This window comes from Colwellia sp. SU-HH01217, from assembly GCF_057543495.1.
The window spans coordinates 400,222-424,301 of the sequence record NZ_BAAJLX010000001.1 but is presented as its reverse complement, the minus strand read 5'-3'; the positions used below and the strand labels follow the sequence as shown (position 1 = coordinate 424,301).

At 37.1% G+C, this 24,080-nt stretch carries 26 protein-coding genes and 1 pseudogene; 23 read left to right on the top strand and 4 right to left on the bottom strand.

Annotation, left to right across the window (positions count from 1 at the left end; genetic code table 11):
- Nucleotide 1: 1 nt before the first annotated feature.
- Both AC27G3_RS01845 and AC27G3_RS01840 read left to right on the top strand, forming a co-directional pair.
- Nucleotides 2–877: an ATP-grasp domain-containing protein gene (locus AC27G3_RS01845; protein WP_487118233.1), complete on the top strand. Its 876-nt coding sequence runs from the start codon at nucleotides 2–4 to the stop codon at nucleotides 875–877.
- 158 nt (nucleotides 878–1,035) lie between these two features.
- A complete protein-coding gene (locus tag AC27G3_RS01840) occupies nucleotides 1,036–1,284 on the top strand; it encodes a DUF4282 domain-containing protein (RefSeq protein WP_487118231.1) in 249 nt (82 codons plus the stop codon).
- A 96-nt stretch (nucleotides 1,285–1,380) separates the two neighbouring features.
- Here the strand turns inward: AC27G3_RS01840 and AC27G3_RS01835 are convergent, their stop codons facing one another.
- Entirely contained in the window at nucleotides 1,381–2,214 is an 834-nt protein-coding gene (locus AC27G3_RS01835; protein WP_487118229.1) for a CvfB family protein, read from the bottom strand.
- A 206-nt stretch (nucleotides 2,215–2,420) separates the two neighbouring features.
- Complete coding sequence (locus tag AC27G3_RS01830; RefSeq protein WP_487118227.1) at nucleotides 2,421–2,864, bottom strand: tellurite resistance TerB family protein; 444 nt, start codon at nucleotides 2,862–2,864, stop codon at nucleotides 2,421–2,423.
- Between the two features lie 342 nt (nucleotides 2,865–3,206).
- Here AC27G3_RS01830 and AC27G3_RS01825 point away from each other — a divergent pair, with 342 nt between their 5' ends.
- A complete protein-coding gene (locus AC27G3_RS01825) occupies nucleotides 3,207–3,932 on the top strand; it encodes a substrate-binding periplasmic protein (protein WP_487118225.1) in 726 nt (241 codons plus the stop codon).
- Between the two features lie 49 nt (nucleotides 3,933–3,981).
- Here AC27G3_RS01825 and AC27G3_RS01820 read toward each other — a convergent pair whose 3' ends face one another.
- Nucleotides 3,982–4,386 carry a hypothetical protein gene (locus AC27G3_RS01820; RefSeq protein ID WP_487118224.1) on the bottom strand — a complete coding sequence of 135 codons (405 nt, stop codon included), beginning with the start codon at nucleotides 4,384–4,386 and terminating at the stop codon, nucleotides 3,982–3,984.
- Between the two features lie 135 nt (nucleotides 4,387–4,521).
- On the opposite strand from AC27G3_RS01820, the gene rnr reads away from it, so the two are divergent.
- From rnr to rplI, 8 genes and pseudogenes are all read left to right on the top strand, one after another.
- Nucleotides 4,522–6,987, top strand: coding sequence for a ribonuclease R (gene rnr, locus AC27G3_RS01815; RefSeq protein ID WP_487118222.1), 2,466 nt, complete (start codon nucleotides 4,522–4,524; stop codon nucleotides 6,985–6,987).
- Between the two features lie 62 nt (nucleotides 6,988–7,049).
- Nucleotides 7,050–7,805, top strand: coding sequence for a 23S rRNA (guanosine(2251)-2'-O)-methyltransferase RlmB (rlmB, locus tag AC27G3_RS01810; RefSeq protein ID WP_487118220.1), 756 nt, complete (start codon nucleotides 7,050–7,052; stop codon nucleotides 7,803–7,805).
- A gap of 155 nt (nucleotides 7,806–7,960) precedes the next feature.
- Nucleotides 7,961–9,247, top strand: a complete 1,287-nt coding sequence (locus AC27G3_RS01805) for a DUF945 family protein (RefSeq protein WP_487118219.1) — start codon at nucleotides 7,961–7,963, stop codon at nucleotides 9,245–9,247.
- Between the two features lie 54 nt (nucleotides 9,248–9,301).
- Nucleotides 9,302–9,586: pseudogene (locus AC27G3_RS01800) on the top strand (efflux RND transporter permease subunit); the annotation flags it as partial.
- A 273-nt stretch (nucleotides 9,587–9,859) separates the two neighbouring features.
- A complete protein-coding gene (rpsF, locus tag AC27G3_RS01795) occupies nucleotides 9,860–10,297 on the top strand; it encodes a 30S ribosomal protein S6 (protein WP_487118217.1) in 438 nt (145 codons plus the stop codon).
- 6 nt (nucleotides 10,298–10,303) lie between these two features.
- Nucleotides 10,304–10,612, top strand: a complete 309-nt coding sequence (priB, locus tag AC27G3_RS01790) for a primosomal replication protein N (protein ID WP_487118216.1) — start codon at nucleotides 10,304–10,306, stop codon at nucleotides 10,610–10,612.
- Nucleotides 10,613–10,653: 41 nt separating this feature from the next.
- Nucleotides 10,654–10,881, top strand: coding sequence for a 30S ribosomal protein S18 (gene rpsR, locus AC27G3_RS01785; RefSeq protein ID WP_487118214.1), 228 nt, complete (start codon nucleotides 10,654–10,656; stop codon nucleotides 10,879–10,881).
- 18 nt (nucleotides 10,882–10,899) lie between these two features.
- On the top strand, nucleotides 10,900–11,352 hold the full coding sequence (gene rplI / locus AC27G3_RS01780; RefSeq protein ID WP_487118212.1) for a 50S ribosomal protein L9: 453 nt from the start codon (nucleotides 10,900–10,902) through the stop codon (nucleotides 11,350–11,352).
- Nucleotides 11,353–11,432: 80 nt separating this feature from the next.
- On the opposite strand, the gene AC27G3_RS01775 is transcribed toward rplI, so the two are convergent.
- Nucleotides 11,433–12,425: a 1-aminocyclopropane-1-carboxylate deaminase/D-cysteine desulfhydrase gene (locus tag AC27G3_RS01775; RefSeq protein WP_487118210.1), complete on the bottom strand. Its 993-nt coding sequence runs from the start codon at nucleotides 12,423–12,425 to the stop codon at nucleotides 11,433–11,435.
- Between the two features lie 134 nt (nucleotides 12,426–12,559).
- Here AC27G3_RS01775 and AC27G3_RS01770 point away from each other — a divergent pair, with 134 nt between their 5' ends.
- From AC27G3_RS01770 to AC27G3_RS01715, 12 genes are all read left to right on the top strand, one after another.
- On the top strand, nucleotides 12,560–13,516 hold the full coding sequence (locus tag AC27G3_RS01770) for an MSHA biogenesis protein MshI (protein ID WP_487118208.1): 957 nt from the start codon (nucleotides 12,560–12,562) through the stop codon (nucleotides 13,514–13,516).
- The gene (locus AC27G3_RS01765; protein ID WP_487118206.1) at nucleotides 13,506–14,108 is read left to right on the top strand and encodes a PilN domain-containing protein; all 603 of its coding nucleotides are present in this window, start codon (nucleotides 13,506–13,508) and stop codon (nucleotides 14,106–14,108) included. Before AC27G3_RS01770 ends, AC27G3_RS01765 begins: the two co-directional genes overlap by 11 nt.
- Nucleotides 14,108–14,818 carry a hypothetical protein gene (locus AC27G3_RS01760; RefSeq protein ID WP_487118204.1) on the top strand — a complete coding sequence of 237 codons (711 nt, stop codon included), beginning with the start codon at nucleotides 14,108–14,110 and terminating at the stop codon, nucleotides 14,816–14,818. Before AC27G3_RS01765 ends, AC27G3_RS01760 begins: the two co-directional genes overlap by 1 nt.
- Before the next feature lie 46 nt (nucleotides 14,819–14,864).
- Nucleotides 14,865–15,242: a hypothetical protein gene (locus AC27G3_RS01755; protein ID WP_487118202.1), complete on the top strand. Its 378-nt coding sequence runs from the start codon at nucleotides 14,865–14,867 to the stop codon at nucleotides 15,240–15,242.
- Between the two features lie 42 nt (nucleotides 15,243–15,284).
- Nucleotides 15,285–17,018 carry a pilus (MSHA type) biogenesis protein MshL gene (gene mshL, locus AC27G3_RS01750; RefSeq protein ID WP_487118200.1) on the top strand — a complete coding sequence of 578 codons (1,734 nt, stop codon included), beginning with the start codon at nucleotides 15,285–15,287 and terminating at the stop codon, nucleotides 17,016–17,018.
- Between the two features lie 35 nt (nucleotides 17,019–17,053).
- A complete protein-coding gene (locus AC27G3_RS01745; RefSeq protein WP_487118199.1) occupies nucleotides 17,054–17,980 on the top strand; it encodes an ExeA family protein in 927 nt (308 codons plus the stop codon).
- On the top strand, nucleotides 17,967–19,184 hold the full coding sequence (locus AC27G3_RS01740) for a tetratricopeptide repeat protein (RefSeq protein ID WP_487118197.1): 1,218 nt from the start codon (nucleotides 17,967–17,969) through the stop codon (nucleotides 19,182–19,184). Before AC27G3_RS01745 ends, AC27G3_RS01740 begins: the two co-directional genes overlap by 14 nt.
- A 2-nt stretch (nucleotides 19,185–19,186) precedes the next feature.
- Nucleotides 19,187–20,917: a GspE/PulE family protein gene (locus AC27G3_RS01735; RefSeq protein ID WP_487118195.1), complete on the top strand. Its 1,731-nt coding sequence runs from the start codon at nucleotides 19,187–19,189 to the stop codon at nucleotides 20,915–20,917.
- 4 nt (nucleotides 20,918–20,921) lie between these two features.
- Nucleotides 20,922–22,163, top strand: a complete 1,242-nt coding sequence (locus AC27G3_RS01730) for a type II secretion system F family protein (RefSeq protein ID WP_487118194.1) — start codon at nucleotides 20,922–20,924, stop codon at nucleotides 22,161–22,163.
- Nucleotides 22,164–22,232: 69 nt separating this feature from the next.
- Nucleotides 22,233–22,718 carry a hypothetical protein gene (locus AC27G3_RS01725; RefSeq protein WP_487118192.1) on the top strand — a complete coding sequence of 162 codons (486 nt, stop codon included), beginning with the start codon at nucleotides 22,233–22,235 and terminating at the stop codon, nucleotides 22,716–22,718.
- A 167-nt stretch (nucleotides 22,719–22,885) separates the two neighbouring features.
- A complete protein-coding gene (locus AC27G3_RS01720; protein ID WP_487118191.1) occupies nucleotides 22,886–23,476 on the top strand; it encodes a pilus assembly FimT family protein in 591 nt (196 codons plus the stop codon).
- A gap of 52 nt (nucleotides 23,477–23,528) precedes the next feature.
- Nucleotides 23,529–24,026: a type II secretion system protein gene (locus AC27G3_RS01715; protein ID WP_487118189.1), complete on the top strand. Its 498-nt coding sequence runs from the start codon at nucleotides 23,529–23,531 to the stop codon at nucleotides 24,024–24,026.
- Nucleotides 24,027–24,080: the final 54 nt, after the last annotated feature.

The following is a 24,080-nucleotide window of genomic DNA, read 5'->3' as shown; positions in this document are numbered from 1 at the left end:
TATGAAAAAATGCGTTATATTGTCGATGGATGATTGCTCTGAATATGAAGTAAGTGATAACTTACTTATAGAGCCTTTAAATAATGCGGGTTGGCATTGCGATACGCTTTCATGGCGAGCTAAAGGAATATGTTGGGATGATTATCAATTAGTGATGGTGCGCTCTCCATGGGATTATCAACTTGATTGCCAAGCATTTTTACGCGTTCTAGAAAAAATTGACGACTCAAGTGCTCATTTAGACAACCCCTTAAATATTATTCAATGGAATATTGATAAAAAATACCTTCGTGCTTTACATAACGACGGTATTGAAATTGTACCAACCCTTTGGTGTAATGATATTAAGCAGGACGATATTACGGCTTATTTTTCTCAACTTAGTAGCCATGAAATTGTCATTAAGCCGTGTGTTAGTGCTGGCGCGTTTGACACATATCGATTGACGTTAGAGCAAGCGATTGAGCAAGAACAACTGCTATTGGCTAAGTTTCATCAACGAGATTTTATGGTACAACCTTTTATACCTGAAATTATCGAAGAAGGTGAATTTTCATTGTTTTATTTTGATGATCAATTCAGTCACGCTATTTTAAAAACACCTCAACAAAATGATTATCGTGTTCAAGAAGAATTCGGCGGTTTCATCCGAAAAGTAATGCCAGAGCCGGCATTAAAGTTACATGCCGAAAAAGTACTTAAAGTGATTAACACTTCATTACTGTACGCCCGTTTAGACTTTGTTCGTACCTGCAGTGGTTTTGCGTTAATGGAAGCTGAACTAATAGAGCCTTCGTTATATTTTAACCTTGATGAACAATCGCCCCAACGATTTGTTGATGCTATGGTACGCAGGATGAAGCGATTGAAGCTATAAAAACAGCTAACTTGTTAATTGTCTTAAGGAAAGGTATCTTAATATAGCAATTGTTTCATATCAGTAGTAACAATTGCTTAATTTTAGCCGTTAGCTTTTTTAAACTCCGAAAGCTTAATGCTACCCCTCAATGGAGTTATAATTAAAAGGAAGTACTCATGAAAGATATTTTTTTCTTTGATTCAATGCTAACCCCGAAAATAATCACTTTTGTTTATTGGCTCTTATTGATTGCCTCTCTAATTTCAGGGCTCAGTTCTATTTTTACTCAATACGGTGGTGGTATATTTGCTGGCTTAGGCATTATGATAGGTGGTGCTATTTTTGCGAGAATTTGGTGCGAATTATTAATCGTTTTATTTAAAATTCATGAAAATTTACAAAAAATAGCGAATAAATCTGAATAGTCTCAATTGAGGTTACTGTATGTATTTGAATATTTTATTTAGTCTTTTGTACAGTAACCTTTGTCTCGTTAATATGATTTAGCAAATCGAAATCGTTTATTTAACTAAACGAAGACCATCTTTTTCAATAGTAATTAAGCCCTTTTTCTTTAAATTACCTGCTGTAGACTTAAACGTTTTCTTACTAACGCCTAACATACGCTGAATTAATTCTGGGGCACTCTTGTCATTAAGCGGGCTGTGGCCATTGTTTTCGCTAATATGAGCAAGTAATTTTTCACTAAAATCCATTACTTTACGCTCGCCTGTGCGGGTTAATGATAGGTCAATACGTTCATCTTCGCGTATTTGCTTAATATATCCAGTCACCTTTTTACCGATCCGTAAGGGTTGAAATATCTCGTTATCGTATAACAATCCCCAGTGCTGATTATTAATAATCGCTTTAAAGCCTAAATCGGTTTTACTACCAATAATTAACTCTACTTTATCGCCTTTGTTATATTGTGCTGGCCAAATATCGATAAATTTATCTAGCTTACTCGAAGCGACTAAACGTTCAGTTTTTAAGTCTAGAAAAATACGAACAAGGTAATATTTTCCTTCTTCCATCGCACTATGTTGTTGATTAAAAGGGACTAATAAATCTTTTGGTAAACCCCAATCTAAAAAAGCACCCATTTTATTGGTTTGCACTACTTTAAGGGACACAAATTCATCCACTTGACCTAAAGGAGTTTGAGTAGTGGCAATAACACGATCAGCATTATCGACATATAAAAACACCTTAAGTACGTCTTTTACTTTACAGTTTTCAGGGATAAGTCGATTAGGCAGTAAAACTTCACCTAAGTCACCTGCATCTAAATAAGCGCCTGTGTCGGTAATTGCGATAACTTCAAGGGGGTTAAATTTGCCAAGTTTTGCCATGGAATGAATGCCGTAATAAATAAAATAACTAATGCGTTATTGTAACACCAAAAGAATACATAAGTATGATGATTTTATGCAATGTCAGTTTATACCAATCTCACTTACTATGTGCTTATTCCTATGGGGTAAAATAATACAGTTGTTGGTCATTTTTCTTGGATATAAGTCGTCATCTAATTAATGAAATTGGAATTGCGCCTATGTTAAGGGGTTGAATTTATCTTAACTTGTATATATTCACCATGATTAAGGTGTAATAGGTCGGAAATTCTGCGAATAATATGTTCTTCAATACTCGCCAGGTTGCCATCTGCGTAGGCTATTTCCCACAAAAGAGAGACCATTTCTTTGCGTTGTTCAAGATTATAATGTTGGTTAATATTGTTGGTGAATTGATAAAAGTCGGTAGAATTCTCACTCAAACTAGTTGCTGTATTTAGCACTTCAACGGCTTCGTTTTGAGACAAATGAAACTTGGTTTGCATAATGGTATTTAGCGTATTTTTTTCTTCTTGGGTGTATTCACCATCTGCACGAATCACTTCACATAAAAGTACAGCACAGGCCAACTCTAACGATAGTTCGTTATCCTCATCGGGTTGCTCTCCTGCTAGCGATTTTAGAAATAAAGAGATTTTAGATAACATAGAGTAGCCTCGCTTTTATTGATGTTTTTATTGATAATAATCAGTGGCATCAGATTTTTCACATTTAGCTGCTTATAAACGTTATTGCCGTGATAATTGTTAAGCGAATTAGCATAAGATTCAAGCAATTATATGTTACTAAATACAACAAATATTGGGAGTATGGTTGTTTTTTCTTAATTTTATCGGTTAAATGTGCTATTAAATTAGGCATCTGATTACAAAATAGTTACAAATCAACTGAAAACAAATGTGTCTTCTAATAAGGCTTATAGTGCTATGAAGTGTGTGGGCAAGTTTAATAAGAAGTTTATAAGTGGTTTTTTGCTACTTGGCACTCTTATGCTTTGTCGAAATGCGTTGGCTGCTAAATTGGCAATAGTCACAGAGCATTTAGCCCCTTTTCAGATTGTGAATGACGATAGTGTAGGGGGCCTTTCAACTGAAATTGTAGAAGCCGTACTAAAAGCTGCAGGTTACGAATACGTTATTGAGGCACACCCTTGGTCTTTATCTTTTAACCGAGCTAAACAGGAACCTAACACCTGTATATACTCACTTGCGTACATTCCTTCTCGCCAAAAAATGTTTCAATGGGTTGGTCATATTACCAAAAGTTCTATTTCTCTCTATAGTCTTGCGAGCAATCCATTAGTGATTAATAAACTCGATGATGCTAAACAATATAGTACTGCGGTTATTAGAGACGATGTTACTCATCATTTTTTATTGAACAATGGTTTTGTAGAAAATGAAAACATGTATGTGGTGAATAACTATGATTCATTATTAAAATTGCTTGATATACCGAGTCGCAATATAGATTTAGTGGTACTCAATAGTGATTTACTAAATAGCAGGTTAGCGAGTAGTAAGGCTGATGAAGATAAATATAAAAATGTGTTTGAACTTAAAGAGTTAACCCTTGATTTCAACTTTGCTTGTAGTCTACAAACTGATCCGGAAATAGTGGAAGTACTTAAAGACTCAATGGACAAGTTAGAACAACAAGGAGAGTTATTAAAAATTAGAGCAAAGTGGCAAAAAAACATGAAAAATTTACTGTAATTCAATGTAATTTACCACTGGGTTTATTTGGGCAAAACTATTTCTTTATTTAAAAACGATAACGAACACCAATGCCAGCATCAAGATTGAAATGCGTATCGCTATGTGCCCCATGATCAAAATCTAATTGTGGGTGAACTTGTAAATAAGCATCCCACTTAGAGTTAAATGCCATAGATACACCTAAAGGCAATCTTACGCCAGCTCCATGGTCCCAACCTAAAAATGCGCCACCGGCAACATACCAATTAAGTGGTACGTCATCACCAAAATTTCCGCGCTTGAAAACATAATCGACTGCAGCACCATCGTTACCAATAAACGCATTAATATTATTAAATTGTGCGGTAACACCAAAACCTTGATCGAAACCTAAACCTACTTTAACGGCAGAATAAGCAGGTGCTGTGGTTAATGCGGCAATCGCAGTAAGTGTTAAAATGTACTTTCTCATTATTTACAACCATAAAAAGATAAATTTGGTTGCGATAATACACGGATTACATTTTTTTTTGCGAACTTTTTTTAACTAATTGGGTGAAATTTGTAACAAGTGATATACTCCATAAAAAATCAATGACCTTTTACTGTGACCCAAAAAGATCCCCACGCTAAACGCGAAGCACAAAAATATGAAAAGCCTGTTGCCAGTCGAGAGTATTTATTAGAAATACTGCAAAAGTCTGACATGCCTTTAACGTTTAAAGCTTTCTGCAAAGCACTAAAATACGATGAAGAATACCAATTAATTGGTTTAAAACGTCGATTACGTGCCATGGAAAATAGCGGGCAACTTATTTTCAATAAGTTTAAACAATATGCAATCCCCCCGCAAAACAGCAAACTTACAGGTCGAGTCATTGGTCATCGTGATGGTTTTGGTTTTTTTGCACCAGATACGCCAGAAAATACTGGTGAGCCTGCCTCATCTCTTAAAAAAGGGAAAGATTATTATATTTCTTCTCATGAAATGCAGCGCGTATTTCATGGTGATATAGTTGAAGCTATTTTAGTTGACCGCACTGATCGTAAAGGTCGTAAAGAAATAAAAATATTAGACGTTATTGAACCTAGAAAAGCAGGAATTGTAGGGCGATATTATGTCGATCATCATATTTGTATGGTAATGCCTGACGACGCTCGTATTAAACAAGAAATACTCATAGATCCGGAGCAACGTTTAGGCGCCCGCCATGGGCAAATGGTCGTGGTAGATATTATTAAACGTCCAACTAAACGCACAAATGCGGTTGCTAGAATAGTTGAGGTTTTGGGTGACCATATGGCGCCGGGTATGGAAATTGAAATCGCGCTGCGAGAGCACGATTTACCACATCAATTTTCGCCAGAAGTCATCGCTGAAGTTGCAACAATTCCTGACGAAGTCGAAGAAGAAGCTAAAAAAGATAGAGTAGACTTACGTAATTTGCCGCTTGTGACAATTGATGGCGAAGATGCACGAGATTTTGATGACGCGGTTTATTGTCAACCGAAAAAGAGTGGCGGTTGGCGCTTATGGGTAGCAATAGCTGATGTTAGTTATTATGTACGCGGCTCTACCGCATTAGATGAAGAGGCGATTGCAAGAGGCAATTCAGTTTACTTCCCCAGCCAAGTCATACCCATGTTACCCGAAAAGCTCTCTAATGGCTTATGTTCACTAAACCCTGATGTTGAGCGTTTATGCATGGTTTGCGAAATGACAATTAGCGCGGCAGGGAAGTTATCAGGATCTACTTTTTATTCGGCGACGATGCGCTCACATGCACGCTTTACTTACACGAAAGTGGCAGCTATTTTAGATGGTGACGAAACCCTTCGCCAAGAATATCAACCCTTAGTCCCTGATCTAGAAAACCTCAATCAAATGTATCTTGCCTTATCTGCAGCAAGACAAAAACGTGGAGCGATCGCATTTGAAACAGAAGAATCTCGTTTTATTTTTAACGAAGATCGTAAAATTGAAACTATTGAACCCTTAATTCGCAATGATGCTCATAAAATTATTGAAGAATGTATGATTTTAGCCAATGTGGCGACGGCTAAATTTATTGAAAAGCATAAAAAACCTGGTTTGTTTAGAGTTCATGACAAACCGAGTGAAGACAAGTACAAAAATTTTGTCAGTTATTTAACTGAGTTAGGTATACATTTACCTTTCACGGGTAAAGAAAAAGAAGAGCCAGAGCCTTGTGATTACGGTTACATTCTAGAGGCTGTAGCAAATCGCCCCGATCAAGAGTTAATCCAAACCATGTTACTGCGCTCAATGCGCCAAGCAGTATATCAAAGTGATAATTTAGGGCACTTTGGTTTAGCTTTAGAATCGTACGCGCACTTTACATCGCCGATTAGGCGCTATCCAGATTTAGTGGTTCACCGCGTTATCAAAGAAATTCTCTACCAGCAAGCGCTTAAAGTGAATGACACCAATGTCGGTAATGCTAATGATGGTCATTTTGACTATACGCCTGAAGCCGTTATTGAATTAGGTGAACATTGTTCTTTAACAGAGCGTCGTGCTGATGATGCTACTCGAGATGTCGCGGACTGGCTCAAGTGTGAGTTTATGCAAGATCACGTTGGTAATACATTTGAAGGGGTCATTTCAACGGTGACTAACTTTGGCTTGTTTGTGCGTTTATCTAAACTACACATTGAAGGGTTAGTTCATATTACATCGCTTGGGCGAGACTATTATCACTATGACGATGTTCGTATGTGTTTAACAGGTGAAAATACTGGCGCTAAGTTTCGAGTTGGTGATGTTGTTGAAGTGCAAGTGGCAGCGGTAAATTTAGATGATAAAAAAATAGATCTATCTTTGTCTGGTCAAGAGGCGGTAGTGAAACACGCTAAAGAACTAAAGCCAAACAAATCGAGCAAAGGCCGAAGAAAAAATAAGTCGGGTTCATCAGAGCCAACATCGGGCAAAAAAAAACCGTCGTCTCAATCCAAAGGTAAAGGGACTAAGGCTGATAAACCCAAAGCAGAAAAAAGAAAAGCACGTAAAAAACGTCCTGGAAAAAATGCTCGCAAATCTAAAAAAGCATAGGAACTGTTGATCTTTTAAAAAGATTTAATTGAAAATAAATTGTAATAAGTAACGAGTAAAAAATGGCAAAAAATGATGAAGTAGTGTTTGGGATTCATGCAGTTAATGCATTAATTGAAAGTGCTCCAGAACGTTTTATTGAGTTATGGCTCCTAAAAGGGCGTGATGATGAACGTTTACAACCTGTAATTAACTTATCTAAAAAACATGGTATTTCAGTACAACTAGTTCAACGCAAAGTGCTTGATGAAAAAAGTGACAATGAGCAACATCAAGGTGTTGTGGCTCGGGTTCAGGCAGGCAAAACGTTTAATGAAAATGATTTAGACGATATTATTACTCGTTCTTTGGACAAGGAAGAATCACCGTTTTTTCTTATTCTCGATGGTGTAACTGATCCACATAATCTAGGGGCGTGTTTACGTAACGCTGATGCAGCGGGAGTTCAGGCAATCATTGTGCCTAAAGATAATGCAGCCCGTTTAACTGGTACTGTGAGAAAAGTAGCGGTAGGCGCTGCTGAATCGGTGCCTTTAATTCAAGTGACCAATTTGTCGCGAACCATGAAGTCGCTGCAAGAACAAGGTGTGTGGATTATTGGTACGGCTGGAGAAACCGATACCTGCCTTTATGATGTAAAATTACCAGGTCCTATGGCGCTAGTTATGGGCGCTGAAGGTAAAGGTATGCGCCGTTTAACTCGAGAAAACTGCGACCAATTAGTCAAGCTTCCGATGCAAGGTAGTGTTTCTAGCTTAAATGTATCGGTGGCAACAGGTATTTGTTTATTTGAAATAGTACGCCAACGTTTATCGTAATATTTTACAGGCGTATCAGTAATTAACAGAGGCAATGATCGACAATATCACCAAAAAACGTTATATTTCTGATCGTTAAATTTACCTTTTTAAAATATTAGTTGGTTTAGCACCTACGTGATCATCAATGGAAAAATAATAAGGATAGGAACCCCATGAAAAAAATCGTTACCGCTCTTGGCATTGTTGTTGGAGCTGCATTAGTTTTACCTAAGTTTATTGGTTCAGTTGTCGAAACTGAGCATCAAGCGATGCTGGCAGAAATGAATAACAATGAGTCGTTCACTGTTAGCGCTAAAAGTTTTGAAGCTAACTGGTTTAATGGTAGTGCAACTACCGAAATGACTGTGCATTTACAAGAAGCAGAGCTAGAAGATATCACCTTTTCAATTGAAGAAAAACTGTTGTTTGGTCCAATAATATTTGCTGATGATGGCGTTCATTTCGCTTTAAGCCACTCAACGGCAACCTTTAATCTGAATGAATTAGGTGTTGATGAAGAAGTAGTTGATTTTATTCAAGATAAAATAAAAATCACTGGCTTACTTACTTTTTCAAAAGATGTTGTTTCACGTATTAATGTTGAAGAAATGTCTAAAGAAATTGATGGTAATAGCATGGTGTTTCATGCGGCATCAGGTGAAATTAGTATTGCTAACAAACGCCATTTAATTGGAGACTTCCAATGGGGAGGCATGGAAGTTAATAGTAGCGATGCTAATGTGGTTATTGGCCCGGTAACTATGGATATCGACCAAGAAGTGATTCGCGGCGATTATTACGCAGGTGATGCTATTTCGGTAGGTGATGCCAATTTTAAAATGACATCCGTTAAAGTTAACGATGAAACAGGTAATGAAGTTGTTAATGTTAATAACGTTTTAATGACAGCCGTAAGTTCTGTTGATAACGACCTAATGAATATTAACTTTGTATATCACATAGATGATATTCAATCGATGGGACAAAAATTTGAACATGCTAACCTTGAGTTTGTCTTTGAAAATCTAGATGTTAATGTAATGACTGAGTTAAACACAGTGTTTACAGAGTTATCATCATCAAACCCTGAAGAAGCGTTATCAGAAGAAAATATTCAAAAACTTAGTGCAATTGGTGCCAAGTTATTAGAAAAAGATCCTGTTATTAAAATTACAGACTTAAGTGTTGAAACACCTGAAGGAAAGGTTATCTCCGACTTACAAGTTAGCATGGATAAAAATAAATTTGATGCGGCAAACTTTATGACCGCTATGATGGCCTTACAAGCTAACGCTAAAGGAAATGCACCAGAGGCTTTATTTGCCAAGTTTGGTTTAACCCCAATGATCAATATGTATGTTGATCAAGGGCTACTAGTAAGAGAAGATAATAAATTATCATTTGCTGTTAGCTTTGTTCAAGGGCAACTACAAGTTAACGGACAAGTTATTCCAATGTAATTTTGTCAGCTTAAAGTAAGTTAAAACAAAACCGTTTTTCGTAAGAAAAACGGTTTTTTTATGGTTGTTGACCGTTACAAAAAACGTTTAGAAACAGGTGATTTAATGAATGCGATATTAATTGCAGGCGCTTCTCGTTTTAGACCGGTAATGTTAACAAGTTTAACAACCTTTATCGGATTAATGCCGTTATTGTTTGAAAAATCAACACAAGCTCAATTTTTAATCCCCATGGCTGTGTCGTTAGGTTTTGGCATTTTATTTGCGACCTTTATTACTTTATTATTAATTCCTGTTAACTATATGTTAGTTGAAGGAGTTAAAGAAAAGCTTAGGTAATAGTAGCTTATAGCGCTTTGCTTACTTTTGTATCGTTAAAAGCAGCAAAGTAACATTAGTTAAGCTAAGTGATTTAGCGCCATTTGAAGGGGGTTTTCGGTAAGAACAATTGCTGAAAAAACCCTTCGTTATCCTCGATAAAATTTCTTGCATTAACTGATTAATTTCCCTACAATACGCGTCCTTAATTCAGCCTGAACATATTTTTGTTCCTTGTCTCAACTGGTGTTGGGCTGAGCCAGTCTATGAGGCTACAACCGTAAGGAGCTCGTAATGCGTCATTACGAAATCGTATTTATGGTTCACCCTGATCAGAGTGAACAAGTAACTGGTATGATTCAGCGTTATACTGATATCATCACCGCTGCTGAAGGCAAAATCCACCGTCTAGAAGACTGGGGACGTCGTCAATTAGCATACCCAATCAATAAATTGCACAAAGCACATTATGTTCTTATGAACATTGAAGCGCCTCAAGCTGCTATTGATGAACTAGAAACGTCTTTCCGTTATAACGAAGTAATTATTCGTAATATGATTATGCGTACTAAAACTGCGGTAACTGAAGCATCGCCAATGGCTGCTGCTAAAGATGACCGTCGTGAAGAACGCCGCGAAGTGAAGAAAGATGTAGCCGAGCAAACAGAAGAAGTTGCAACTGAAGAAGCGTCAGCTGAAACAGTTAGCGAAGAAACTGCTAGCGAAGAATAGGCCATCTTGTTAGAGAATTGTTTGGTATTAGTTGGTGAGGTCGTTAAAACACCAAAAATTTCAACTAGCCCCGCAGGTATTGTTCATTGTCAGTTTTCTATGGATCATAAGTCCATACAAAATGAAGCTGGCATGAATCGACAAGCTTTTGTCAGAATACAAGTGGTGTCTACCGGCAAGCTTTCACAAAACTTAACTCGTGATTTAATTGCGGGCTGTAAAATTAAAGTGACTGGTTTTATTAACCGTCATGAATCTAGAAACGGAAATCCGTTACTAGTGTTGCATGCTCAGACGATTGAATTAATTAATTAAGGCGGTTACTGATTTAGTAATCACCTACTTTGGAGAAATTTATGTCTCGTTTTTTTAGACGTCGTAAGTTCTGCCGCTTCACAGCGGAAGGTGCTACCTCTATCGATTATAAAGATATTGCTACACTTAAAAACTACATCACTGAAAGTGGTAAAATCGTTCCTAGCCGTATCACTGGTACTGCTGCTAAATATCAACGCCAATTAGGTCGTGCTATCAAGCGCGCTCGCTACATGGCATTGTTACCATATACTGACTTACATAAGTAAGCTAATAAGGGGTTTCAAATGGAAGTAATTCTTCTAGATAAAATCGCCAAATTAGGCGGCCTTGGTGACAAGGTATCAGTTAAATCTGGTTATGCTCGTAACTACTTATTACCACAAGGTAAAGCAGTATTTGCATCAGATGCTAATGTTGAACACTTTGAAGCACGTCGTGCTGACATTGAGAAAAACTTAGCTGAAGTATTAAAAGTTGCTGAAGCTCGTGCAGCTAAAGTAGTTGAATTGGCTGAAGTTACAATCGCATCAAAAGCTGGTGACGAAGGTAAATTATTCGGTTCAATTGGTACTCGTGATATCGCTGACGCGATCACTGAAGCTGGCGTTGAAATTGCGAAAGCTGAAGTACGTTTACCATTAGGTACTATCCGCGAAACAGGTGAATTTGATATTGCTATTCATTTACATCACGATGTTGATACTAGCATCAAAGTGGTTGTTATCGCTGAAGCATAAGTAATGACTTAAAGTTGACTTGTTAACAAGCACTTTATCCATTATTCAATAAAACCGTAACTTTTAACGAAGTTGCGGTTTTATTTTTTTGGCACTTGTCTCGGATATCGCCAATGAATATTACTGAGCACATTTCGCTCTAATAGCCCTCCTAACCCTTGTAACCCTCCTGTGTGCAGCATAACAATACGATGGTTTTCAGGAAAATATCCAGCCTCGATTAAATCCAATAAAGCTAATACCATTTTTCCAGAATACACTGGCTCAAAATCAATTCCACAGTGTTGGCTAAAAGTTAATATTCGTTGACAGTCATGGTCATTAAATTTTGCATAACCGCCTCTGTGATAGTCAGAAAGTACTTGCCAATTGTTATACTTTCTAGCACAAGCAGGTAGTAAAGACGTCACTTCGTTGGTTAAGTAACCTGTTGTTGTATCAGATTCTTCTCTTTTAGGACTACTTTGCTTTAAAACCGCAATACCTAACAATTCATGCTGTCCTTTATCGCCATTGATAAGCCCTGCTAATGTACCGCCACTGCCTACTGGAGTCAGTAATGTGTCAAATTGAGTTTGTTGATTCAGTTCATCTATCACTTCGCCAACGCCTTCAATAGCAAAGTGATTACTGCCGCCTTCAGGAATAATTAAATACTCAGGGTATTGTTGTTGTAATTGCTCAAGGTATGTTTTGTTCGATCTTTGCCGATAGGTTGCCCTGTTGACAAATGTTAAACGCATTTGCCAATGTTGTGCCCAGCTTAAGGTAAAGTTGTTCGCATAGTGAGCTTCTCCTCGAATAATGCCAATGCAAGGTAAACCGGCTTGATAACAAGCAAAGGCTAGTGCATGAATATGGTTAGAGTAAGCGCCACCAAAGCTAATGATGCCTTTTTTACCGGTTTGTTTGGCATGTGTTATATTGTATTTTAGTTTACGCCATTTATTACCTGAAATAATGGGATGAATCGTATCATCGCGTTTGATCATAACGTTAACTTTGTGACGCTTAAAAAGCTCATGTTCAATACTTTGTAGCTGTGATGTTAATTGCGATGTATGTGACGACATAAATAAGCATTTTACTTGGTTAGGCAATGGATTAACTGAAAAAAGGCTTGCGCCTAGACGTTAATTCGGGATAATGGTTTTAAGGGCTTTTTTAATAGCGACTTTAACCTAATAATAACGAAATATACTGATAAATGTCATTAATTACTGCACTATCACAGCTATTTTCTAAATCAGAATCTAAACATCTATCAGGTGTTTCTATCGGTCAAACAGCAATTTCTCTTTGTGTAATGCCAGATAAGGCTGATAGTGAAAAAGTGAATTTCTTAAATAAACCGCTGTCGGTTAATTTAAGCCAAAACGGCCAACCAGATGTTGCAATAAATGCAGTAGCCGACACACTTAATCACTTAATCACTTCACAAGAAATAACTGGGCAATGCCAGGTTATAATTCCTTCGTCTCATTATCAAATTGTTCAAATAGATAAACCTAATGTACCAGATGCAGAAATCGTTGCGGCATTAAAGTGGCAAGTTAAAGATTTAGTGTCGATAAATGTAGATGACATGATTGTCGACTATTTTGATGGGCCAACCCTTGCTGGTGGCGCAACTAAACTGAATGTGGTTTGTGCTTCAAAATCTTTTCTAGCAGGCCTAGTAAATACAGCAGCCAAAAACGATTTACAGATTAAAATGATCAGCACCGAAGAATTTGCTTTTGCCAGTTTAGTAACCGTGCAAGATGAAGCTGTGTTATTAGTTTGTCAGCAACCTAATGAAGAAATAGTTTTGATGATTGTCAAACAAGGCAAATTGTATTTTCATCGTCGTTTAAGAGGGTTTGCTCAAATCGCCCAGCAAAGTGAACAACAATTAGCTTTAGGCACTGTCGATAGCTTAAGTTTAGAGATTCAGCGCTCCACTGATTACTTTGAGCGCCAATTAAAGCAGTCGCCTATTAAAGATATTCAAGTGATTGTTCCCATGGATAATGAGTTACTATTAGTCGAAAAATTAGCGGCTAATACTCATATTCCAGTACATTTAATGTCATTGCCTGTGGACAATGTGCAACAAAGGCAATATGCGGCTGCATTTGGGGCAACTCAATTAAGCAAAATGGAGAAATGCTATGATGAATAAAAATAGCATTAATTTATTACAAGCTGATTTATTTCCTAAAGAGGCATTGCTGACGCTAAAAAGAGTGGTAATAATTTGGCTGACAACGCTCGCTATTTTATTGTTAGTTGCTTTTGTTAGTCAATACTACGCGACATCGCAAGCTTCAACAGTGCAACTTTTGCAAGGTAACCAGGCAATAAAAAATAGTGAATTAGCAGAGTTAGAGGTAAAGGTTCGTCAAAATCAAGCGGATAGTCAATTAGTCGCTCAGCTAAGTACACTGAAATTACTGATAAAAAATAAACAAGCGCTGCATCAAGAGTTAACTAATTCTAATAGCACCTACGTAGCGGGTTTTGCCAAGGCGATGAATGACTTGTCTAATATGCATAGCGCTAACATTAGTTTAACTAAGGTGATGATTGAACATAACGATATGACACTCTCAGGAATGGCAAGAACCCCCGAAGCAGTGCCAGCTTGGCTTGCACTATTTGAGTCTTCAACGGTATTGTCAGGCAAAGTCTTTAGTCACTTTAAAATGAGTGAAAATGACAGTAATTTTACTGACTTTGTAGTAAGTACAACTACAAGCGAGGTGAATAAGTAATGAAGCAACAATGGCAAAGCTATGCTCAAAAATATGTCGCACTGTCTCCCCGCGAACAATATTTGATTTTAATCTCGGGACTTGTTGTTTTTATTATGGTTGTTTATACCTTTTTTATAGAGGGAAACCTTAATTTAATTGAAAAACAAAATCAGCAAGTTGCGCAATTAACTTCAGAAAATCAAACGTCAGACGCTTCTATCGCTATACTCAAAGAAGCGTTGAAAAAAGATCCTAATTTAGTGATAGCCAAACAAATTTCGCAGTATGAAAAAAAATTAGTCGGTGTTGATGCCGCACTATTAAAATTAACGTCTGGTTTAATTGATCCTATTCAAATGCGGTACGCATTGCTTGAGTTATTAAATTTACAAAAAGGCGTTACCTTAGTTTCATTTGAGGTAATGCCAGTTGTCCCACTATTAATGAACAATAAAGGCACTAAGGAAAGTGATAAAAGTGAGCCTTTGTTAAACAATAATGCTAAAGCTGACGAAAACACAGTTTCATTAGGTTTATATCGTCATAGCATTAAGTTAAAGCTGACAGGGCAATACTTTCACTTACGTGATTATTTAGCGCAGTTAGAAAATTTATCTTGGACATTTTTCTGGCAAAATTTTCAATATCAATTAGTGGATTACCCATTAAGTGAATTAGAAGTTGAAATTTATAGCTTAAGTACTGAACCAGAGTTTATCGGTATTTAGTACTGTTGGCAGTTTAATTGTTTTTATTAGAGTAAGGCGTAACCTAGTGTTTAAAAGTTTAGTAAAAAAGCTATGGAACAATAAAAGTAGCCAGTGCTTGCTAGTGCTAAGCAGCTGTTTGTTATTTAATAGCTTTAACGCTACTGCAAGTAATAACGGGGTAGATCCCACTAAGCCTTTATCAGGCTCAAAGCAATCTAAAGCAGTAAATTTAGGAAAAAAATTAGTATTAGAAAGTATTTTTCATGGCAGTAATGGTGGGAGCATGCATACTGCCATAATTAATGGTAAGCCACTTAAAGTTAATGACACGATTGGCGAATACACCTTAGTTGCAGTAAACGATAACAGTGTCGTGTTACGTTCATCAGAAAAACGCGTAAAGTTGTCTATTTTTGCCGATGTGGTTAAAAGCCAACAGTAATATTAATAAAATAAATAAAGCATAAAATTTGGTATCTATTTAATGAAAAAAATAAAAATTAGCCTTGTACTTAGCTCTTGTTTGGTAATGTTTGCTGGTTGTCAAACAGCGCCTAAATCTCCTGATAATATGAAAAAATCATTAGATGAAGCTATTGTGGATACCCAAGCGTTAAGTTCGCCTAAAGCTTTATCTTATGTGCCAGATGATATTCAGCAAGAATTGAGGCAGCAAAGTTTTTCTGAAGCAAAACAAGGCTTGTTAGCTGAAAAAAGACTAGAGATAGCGGCTAACAATGTTGCAGCTAAAGACTTTTTTGCTGCAATAGTTGAAGATTCACCTTACAGCATTGCTGTACATCCTGAAGTGGATGGCTTGATAACGCTAAACTTAAAAGAAGTGACTATTGATGAAGCGTTAAGTGTGGTTGAAGAGCTTTATGGTTATCAAATCAATAGACAAAACAAAGTTATTCAAGTGTACCCAGCGGGTATGCGTACAGAAACTATCGCATTAAATTATTTATTTATTAAACGTTTTGGTAACTCTACCACCAGTATTAATTCTGGTGGTGTTTCTGATAACGATCCAAATAATAACAATGGCAACAATTCGAACAACAATAATTTTAATAATGGTAATTATAACAACAACAGTAATAACAATAACAATAACGGTAACAACCAGAATAACCAAAATAATCAAAACAACAGTAATGGCATTAATATTCAAACCAACAATGAGTCTGATTTTTGGAAAGAATTAAAAGAGACGCTCGAAGCATTAGTTGGTAAAGATAAAGGGCGCCGAGTAATAGTTTCGCCACAAGCCGGTTTAGTTACCGTTCGTGCGCTACCACAAGAGATAAAGGCCGTTAAAAAGTTTATTCATGACACTCAGTCACATTTAAGACGTCAGGTGATTATTGAAGCAAAAATAATGGAAGTTACCCTTAACGATGATTATCAACAAGGGGTTAAGTGGGACAAAGTGTTAGGTCATGTTGGCAGTACCGATATTTCTTTCTCTACAGCAGGACAAATTGCAGGAAATGCTGTTTCATCATTATTAGGTGGCACCACAGCAATATCTTTTGCAAATAAAGATTTTAGCGGGGTTATTAATCTATTAGAAACCCAAGGTAATGTTCAGGTATTATCAAGCCCAAGAATTACTGTAACGAATAACCAAAAGGCGGTCATTAAAGTTGGGGAAGATGAATACTTTGTTACCGATGTTGCAAGTACAACCACCACAGGTACATCAACAACCACAACACCAGAGATTCAATTAACTCCATTTTTCTCGGGTATTGCGTTAGATGTTACGCCGCAAATAGATCCAAACGGGGCCGTTATTTTACATGTACACCCTTCAGTTACCGTTACCGACGAGCAAAATAAAACCATTCAACTAGGCAGTGACACCATCATCTTGCCTCTTGCGCAAAGTAGTGTGCGTGAGTCAGATACCATTATTAAAGCAAAATCAGGAGAAATTGTTGTTATTGGTGGTTTAATTGAAACTCGCAACATTGATCTTGATTCAAAAACTCCATTACTTGGCGATATTCCATTTCTTGGTGAGCTATTTAGAAGTAAAAGCCAGACAATGCGGAAAACTGAGTTAGTGATCATGTTAAAGCCTGTTGTTGTCGGGCAAGATACATGGAAGAGTCAATTACATGATGCTCGCCAATTACTTAAAGATTGGTTCCCAGAAGATGACAGCTTTGGTGAGCCCTCTAACGATAATGCGGTAAATAATGGTCATTAACCACTGTATTTAACATGGTATTGGGTAATTAAGTTATGTATTTGTATCATTTCGGTTTAAGGGAGCTACCATTTACCTTAACGCCAAATACAAACTTTTATTTAGGACTAGAGTCGCATAACGAAGCTTTAGCTGTATTACTTACTGCTCTTAAAACCGGTGAGGGGTTTATCAAAGTAATTGGTGAGGTTGGTACAGGAAAAACCTTATTATGCCGTAAATTGCTTAATGAGATCCCTGAACATTTTGTGACCGCCTATATCCCTAACCCTTACTTAAAACCTGATGAACTAAGGCGAGCGGTTGCTGTAGAGTTAGGGGTTAAACAAGCACAAAGAATGTCTACTCAATTATTAACGCAACGTATTCAAGAACGGTTATTAGCATTACATAGTAAAGGGCATTCAGTTGTATTGATTTTAGATGAAGCTCAGGCGTTACCTGAGGAAAGCCTAGAAGCGTTAAGGTTGTTTACTAATTTAGAAACAGAAACCAGAAAATTATTACAAGTGGTACTATTTTCTCAGCCTGAGCTCGATCAACGTTTAGCTGAGAAACAATTCAGACAATTAAGGCAGCGTATTACTTTTTCTTATCAGTTAAGACCGCTAACTGCCATTGAAGTGCATCATTATATTCAGCACAGATTGCAAGTGGCTGGTTATAAAGGCGCCACACTATTTTCTCCTACAATTACCCGAAAATTGACTAAAGTGAGTAAAGGTATTCCAAGATTGATTAATGTGTTATGTCATAAAATGATGATGCTTGCTTATGGTCAAGGGCACTTTGAGATAACACATAAGCATTTAAAAACTGCCATTGAAGATACTGAGGATACTAAAGAGTCTTATGGTAGCAGTATGCCTTTAACGTTTGCTTTTTTTAGTATGATATTCATTGCATTAGCTATTTACTTTGGTTTTGATCTTTCTTTGGAGCAGTGGTTTGAGCGTTATTAATCAAATGTTAAAAGATTTAGAGAAGCGTCAAGATGAGCACTCTTTGCCAAACGATAAGGTTATTGTACCTGTTAACACGAACAACGCTTCTTATAAAAATATTACCTTGATTGTTATCACCATTGTATTGACTTTATTGGCGGTGTATTTGTGGCAATTACAAGGTGAAAATCAGCGTCTTAAAAATCAAAAAATAGCACTTTCTAGTCAAGCTACGCCGGCATCTATATCAAAAACGCCTACACAAGAGAAAGTGACTATTAGTCAAAATAATGAAAATATTCGTAGTGAAAACTTAGCACCGACAACTAATTTTTCACAAGAGAAGCCGCCTAAGCCTAGTGTTGATGACGAACCCAGAGAACGTATAATTCAAGCTGAAAAAGTTGTTCAACATAGTTATGTGGAAGAAAGCTCTCTGCCAACATCTGCTGTTGAAATAAAAGGTGAGACTACTGCTAACATTAAAGAAACGCCGCAGAATGGTACTAAGCATAATGCTTCGGTGAAAGTTACTGCTTTAACGAAGAGTAAACCAATAAACGATTCAATATCAGATTTACCAACAGCGAATAAATCCAATCAAAACACTTCTTCAAGTATGGTTATTTCTCGGAAACAATTAACCCCCGAAGTTTTAGCAGCACAAAAAATGCGCCGGGCAAAAGAAGCGGTTGCAAATAATGATATTGGCAAAGCAGAAAAGTTATTTGAAGATGTTTTATTAGTATTACCCAGTGAAAAAGATGCACGTAAACAATTGGCTGCTTTGTGGTTTGGTCGTCAATCCTATCAAAGCGCAATTAATTTATTGGCTCAAGGGATCCGGCTCGACCCTTCAGATAAAGAACTACGTATATTACAAGCGCAAATATTTATTAAACAAAACCTGCATTTACCTGCATTTCAAGTGTTGCAATCATTACCGAATATAGCGACATTAAAAGATAATCGGTATCAGTCTATGTTGGCGACACAGGCGCAAGCCAGTAAACAATTTGCCTATGCGATTAGTGCTTATCAAAGGCTTACCGTTGCACAGCCAGAAATAGGGCGAGGGTGGTTAGGTTTGGCAATTGCTTACGACAGTAATAGCCAATTTCAACTGGCAAGTACAAACTATACCGCGGCATTAAGTAAAAGCGATTTATCAAGTAGTGCACGCGCTTTTGCAATAAATCGCTTACAAGAATTGGGAGAATAATAATGGCAGCACCAAAGTTAAAAATGCGCCTTGGTGATTTATTGGTTCACGAACATATTATTAGTAATGATCAATTAATGCAGGCGTTAAACAGCCAAAAAGTTTCGGGTCGAAAGCTTGGTGATGCCCTAATCGAGCTAGGTTATATTAGCGAAAGGCAATTACTTGAATTTTTAGCGCAACAACTCGACGTGCCTTTTTTAGATCTTGGGCAAGTGAGAATTCCTACCGAAATTGCAAGTTTGTTACCTGAAGTTCATGCGCGTCGATTAAGAGCTTTAGTGATTGAAGATCAAGGACAAAGTGTTTTAATTGGCATGAGCGATCCTGCTGATTTAAGCGGCTTAGATCAACTCGAAGTTATGTTGTCACCTAAAAAAGTGAAACTCGCCATAGTCATGGAGTCTCAACTTTACGAAGCATTTGACGGTTTGTATCGACGAACCGCAGATATTGAATCTTTTGCCAGCCAGTTAGAAGAAGAATATTCAGAAAGTAGTGATTTTAATTTAAGCGCAACTTTTATGGACGAAGGTGGCGATGCTACCGTTGGTAAACTATTGCAATCGGTGTTTGAAGATGCCGTGCAAATGCGAGCGTCTGATATTCATATAGAACCAGATGAAAATCAATTACGTATTCGTCAACGTATTGATGGCGTTCTACAAGAGAGTATTTTAAAAGAAAACAAAATTTCATCGGCCATGGCCTTGCGTTTAAAGTTAATGGCTGGTTTAGATATTTCTGAAAAGCGTTTACCTCAAGACGGGCGTTTTAATTTACAAATTAAAGGCCATAGTATTGATGTGCGTATGTCGACTATGCCAGTACAGTACGGTGAGTCGGTGGTTATGCGGTTACTCGACCAGTCTGCCGGTATTTTATCATTTGATGAAACCGGGATGCCCGAAGATATTATTAAGCGATTACGTCACCAAATTACTAGGCCTCATGGCATGGTATTGGTTACCGGACCTACAGGTAGTGGTAAAACAACCACATTGTATGCCGCACTTAGTGAGTTAAATAAATCCAGTAAAAAAATAATCACGGTTGAAGACCCGGTTGAATACCGTTTACCGCGCATTAACCAAGTACAAGTTAATAGCAAAATAAATTTAACTTTTTCAAGTGTTTTACGTACAGCTTTACGTCAAGATCCTGATATTTTAATGGTGGGTGAGATGCGTGATCACGAAACCGTTGAAATAGGTTTACGAGGCGCATTAACGGGGCATTTAGTGTTATCCACACTCCATACTAATGATGCAATAACCAGTGCCTTACGTTTACTTGATATGGGCGCTGCTGGCTTTTTAGTTGGTAGTTCTTTAAGAGCGATAGTAGCGCAGCGTTTAGTGAGACGTATTTGTGAACATTGCGATACTGATTATCAACCTAACGAACAAGAAAAATTATGGTTATCCCACCTTATTGGTAGCAATGTTGATGCTATTGCATTTAAACACGGTAAAGGCTGTCAATCTTGTCAATATACAGGTTATCGGGGACGAATTGGTGTATTTGAGTTGTTAGAAATGAATGAACCTATGATGGCCGCTTTAAAAAGAGACGACACAGAAGCCTTTACCCAACAGGCTAAAGCGCATCCTCAATTTAAACCGTTAGCACGAGCTGCTTTTGATTATGCTGCTAACGGCACGACGACTGTTGAGGAAGTTTTACGCTTAGTTGAAACCGTTGATGTTGACGGTAATAGTGAGCTAGGTTAACCCTATGGCAAAATTTAATTATCAAGGCAGAAACTCAAGTGGCGCTCAAGTCAATGGCTCGTTGGACAGTGCGAACATTAATTTAGCGGCAGAACAGTTAGCCCAACAGCAAATTATTGTCATCAAACTAGAAGCTGTTAGTGATAACGAGCAAAGTGGTTTTGATGCTAATAATATCAATATTGCCGATTTACTGGGATTTGATGCAGTTAAGCTTGATGATTTAATTATTCTATGTCGCCAGATGTATGCATTAATGCGCGCAGGTGTGCCAATTTTACGAGCGATTAATGGTTTGGCGGAGTCGAGTTCAGGAGAAAAGCTCAAGCAAGCGTTAGCTGAAGTTGGTACGCAATTAGAAGGAGGACATGCGCTTTCTTCTGCCCTTAATCAACACCCTAAAATATTTTCGCCATTATTTGTCTCCATTGTCCATGTAGGAGAAAATACTGGGCAACTCGATGGTTCTTTTCTTAAACTCGCAACATACTTTGAGCGTGAACAAGAAACCAGAAAAAGAATAAAAGCGGCCATGCGCTATCCTAGTTTTGTGATTGCAGCCATTATTGTTGCTATGGTTATTTTGAATATATTTGTTATTCCTACGTTTGCCAATATGTTTGCCAAATTAGGCTCAGATTTACCCTTTGCAACAAGAGTATTGATTGGTAGCTCTGATTTTTTCCTTAATTATTGGCCCCACCTCTTATTAGGCAGTTTATTTGTCTTTTTTGGTTTACGTTCGTATTTAAAAACAGAACCTGGGAAGTATCGTTGGGACAAGCGCAAATTAAAATTACCCATTGTGGGAAGTATTATTGAACGTTCAATATTATCCCGTTTTACGCATAGTTTCGCTATTGTGCTACGTGCAGGGGTGCCGATGACTTCTGGTTTGAGTTTAGTTGCCGACGCGGTGGATAACTTATATATGCGTGAAAAAATATTAACCATGAGAACAGGAATTGAAAGTGGAGAAAGTCTTCTTAGAACTTCGCTAAATAGTCAATTATTTACACCGCTTGTTTTACAAATGGTTGCTGTAGGTGAAGAATCAGGGAAAGTTGATGAGCTACTAGAAGAAGTAGGCGATTATTACGAACGTGAAGTTGATTATGACTTATCAACATTAACCGCAAAAATTGAGCCTTTATTATTAATGGTTGTCGCCGGTATGGTGCTAATTTTAGCGTTAGGTATATTTACGCCAATGTGGGACATGGCATCTGCTATGCAGGGAAAATAGTTAAATAAATACATAAAAGCGCATGCAAACACAGGTTAAAAAAGTGAGTACACAAGTGGTTAATTGGTTATGTCTGTAACAGCAAGAGTAAAGAAACGAGAACGCTCAATGGCAGAATTAATTGTTGTTATTGTGTTATTTTCTTTATTAATCACTATTTTTATTCAGCACTTTATCAGCCAGCAAAATCATATCAGTCAAGCTGGTTTTGAGCGCTTGGCTGATAACTTTTTAAGTAAAGCCAATGTTGTTCGTAGCCAATGGTTAATGGAAAAAAAACCTAAAACTGTTCTATTATCAATAATGGGGAGTTCAGAAAAAGAATCTGTTACAGTTAATCGTAATGGCTGGCTTGATATAAACGAAGACTCTGAGCGTTTAGCTTGTCAAAAAATATGGCAGCTAGCGCTTGATATACCGATGGAGTTTATGAAATCGCCTGTTTCAGCAGTTGAAATAAATTTAAATGAACAGCAAGGGCGCGTGTGTCGTTACAGCATTGATAGCGGACAATATTTTGAATACTACCGTTTAACTGGCAAAGTAGTGAAATAAAATTTAAGAAAGAAGTGCTCGATATTTGTGTAAAAATTAGTAATCGGTTGATGCTAGTGCTAGCTTGTCTGCTAAACTGTTGTTAGAATTAAATTAATAGAAAAATATAAGTAATGTACATTGGCAGCATGGTAGCTACTTATTGTTTAAGTGAAAATGGGGTAGATATGAGAAAACAATCTGGCTTTACACTAATCGAGATGGTTATTGTTGTCGTTATTATTGGTATTTTAGCGGTGACAGCAATCCCTAAATTTCTTGATTTAACGGAACAAGCTGAACAAGCAAATATTGAAGGGATGGCTGGTGGGTTTGCCACTGCAATTTCTTTAGCGCGGGCTCAATGGGAAGCTGAAGCAAGGCCTCGCGATGCTGCTAATAATAATTTTGTTAATTACGATGGCACTAATCTATCATTAACTAGTGAAGATGCGGCTAATGGCATTAGACCTGGTTATGCTTTAGGGTTAACTACCATTGCTTCAATTAATAATGTTAATTGCGCTGAAGTTTGGACAAATATTTTACAACAGCCGCCAACTATTAGCACAGTGATAACTGATGATAGTGATTACTTTGTTAGCACTGAAGCAGTAGCGAATGATCCTGTTTGTCATTATTATTTAAAATCTACACTGCCTAAAGATAATAATGGTGATTATGTGTCACCAGGTGTAGCAGAAAATACACCCGCAGCTGGTAATAACTTTACCTATCAACCGGCAAGTAGTTCAGTAATTGTTTATATTAATAATTAATCGTTTACGTTTTAACAGAAATATCAATTTCAATAAAAGTAGGTAGTAAAATATGAAAAAACTAAATATAAATAACGCCCAAAAAGGCTTTACCTTAATCGAACTCGTTGTAGTTATCGTTATTCTAGGTATTTTAGCGGCAACAGCTGCGCCTAAGTTTATCAATTTACAAGATGATGCACGTTCAGCGACGTTACAAGCAGTTAAAGCGTCGATGCAAAGCGCCTCAGCATTAACGCACAGTAAATCGCTAATTGATAGTACTGAGAATAATGCAACAGGCACAATTAACATTTCTACTGGTGTAGCAGCAAATATTGTTTATGGTTACCCTGAAGCTACTGTAGCTAACTTTGACATACTTTTAGATCTTGATGAAGATGCTTTTGACACAGTTGTTATAGCTAAATCTTACGTTGTTTATCAAAAAGGAGCTACTACACCTACAGCAATTACTGATGATTGTATCGCTTATTATACGGAAGCATCAGCAGCAGGAACTCCATTAGTGATAACTTTACCTGAAATCAAATCTAATGAATGTAAATAATAATACTGTTTTATTTTGGTAGACAATACAAACTAGAGTCGTAATAGTTTTAGG

Excerpts from the sequence above, each read along its gene's own strand:
- AC27G3_RS01845 (WP_487118233.1), top strand. The coding sequence starts at position 2 with ATGAAAAAATGCGTTATATTGTCGATGGATGATTGCTCTGAATATGAA.
- AC27G3_RS01840 (WP_487118231.1), top strand. The coding sequence starts at position 1,036 with ATGAAAGATATTTTTTTCTTTGATTCAATGCTAACCCCGAAAATAATC.
- AC27G3_RS01835 (WP_487118229.1), bottom strand. The coding sequence starts at position 2,214 with ATGGCAAAACTTGGCAAATTTAACCCCCTTGAAGTTATCGCAATTACC.
- AC27G3_RS01830 (WP_487118227.1), bottom strand. The coding sequence starts at position 2,864 with ATGTTATCTAAAATCTCTTTATTTCTAAAATCGCTAGCAGGAGAGCAA.
- AC27G3_RS01825 (WP_487118225.1), top strand. The coding sequence starts at position 3,207 with ATGCTTTGTCGAAATGCGTTGGCTGCTAAATTGGCAATAGTCACAGAG.
- AC27G3_RS01820 (WP_487118224.1), bottom strand. The coding sequence starts at position 4,386 with ATGAGAAAGTACATTTTAACACTTACTGCGATTGCCGCATTAACCACA.
- rlmB (WP_487118220.1), top strand. The coding sequence starts at position 7,050 with ATGGCAAAAAATGATGAAGTAGTGTTTGGGATTCATGCAGTTAATGCA.
- AC27G3_RS01805 (WP_487118219.1), top strand. The coding sequence starts at position 7,961 with ATGAAAAAAATCGTTACCGCTCTTGGCATTGTTGTTGGAGCTGCATTA.
- rpsF (WP_487118217.1), top strand. The coding sequence starts at position 9,860 with ATGCGTCATTACGAAATCGTATTTATGGTTCACCCTGATCAGAGTGAA.
- rpsR (WP_487118214.1), top strand. The coding sequence starts at position 10,654 with ATGTCTCGTTTTTTTAGACGTCGTAAGTTCTGCCGCTTCACAGCGGAA.
- rplI (WP_487118212.1), top strand. The coding sequence starts at position 10,900 with ATGGAAGTAATTCTTCTAGATAAAATCGCCAAATTAGGCGGCCTTGGT.
- AC27G3_RS01775 (WP_487118210.1), bottom strand. The coding sequence starts at position 12,425 with ATGTCGTCACATACATCGCAATTAACATCACAGCTACAAAGTATTGAA.
- AC27G3_RS01770 (WP_487118208.1), top strand. The coding sequence starts at position 12,560 with ATGTCATTAATTACTGCACTATCACAGCTATTTTCTAAATCAGAATCT.
- AC27G3_RS01765 (WP_487118206.1), top strand. The coding sequence starts at position 13,506 with ATGATGAATAAAAATAGCATTAATTTATTACAAGCTGATTTATTTCCT.
- AC27G3_RS01760 (WP_487118204.1), top strand. The coding sequence starts at position 14,108 with ATGAAGCAACAATGGCAAAGCTATGCTCAAAAATATGTCGCACTGTCT.
- mshL (WP_487118200.1), top strand. The coding sequence starts at position 15,285 with ATGAAAAAAATAAAAATTAGCCTTGTACTTAGCTCTTGTTTGGTAATG.
- AC27G3_RS01745 (WP_487118199.1), top strand. The coding sequence starts at position 17,054 with ATGTATTTGTATCATTTCGGTTTAAGGGAGCTACCATTTACCTTAACG.
- AC27G3_RS01735 (WP_487118195.1), top strand. The coding sequence starts at position 19,187 with ATGGCAGCACCAAAGTTAAAAATGCGCCTTGGTGATTTATTGGTTCAC.
- AC27G3_RS01730 (WP_487118194.1), top strand. The coding sequence starts at position 20,922 with ATGGCAAAATTTAATTATCAAGGCAGAAACTCAAGTGGCGCTCAAGTC.
- AC27G3_RS01725 (WP_487118192.1), top strand. The coding sequence starts at position 22,233 with ATGTCTGTAACAGCAAGAGTAAAGAAACGAGAACGCTCAATGGCAGAA.
- AC27G3_RS01720 (WP_487118191.1), top strand. The coding sequence starts at position 22,886 with ATGAGAAAACAATCTGGCTTTACACTAATCGAGATGGTTATTGTTGTC.
- AC27G3_RS01715 (WP_487118189.1), top strand. The coding sequence starts at position 23,529 with ATGAAAAAACTAAATATAAATAACGCCCAAAAAGGCTTTACCTTAATC.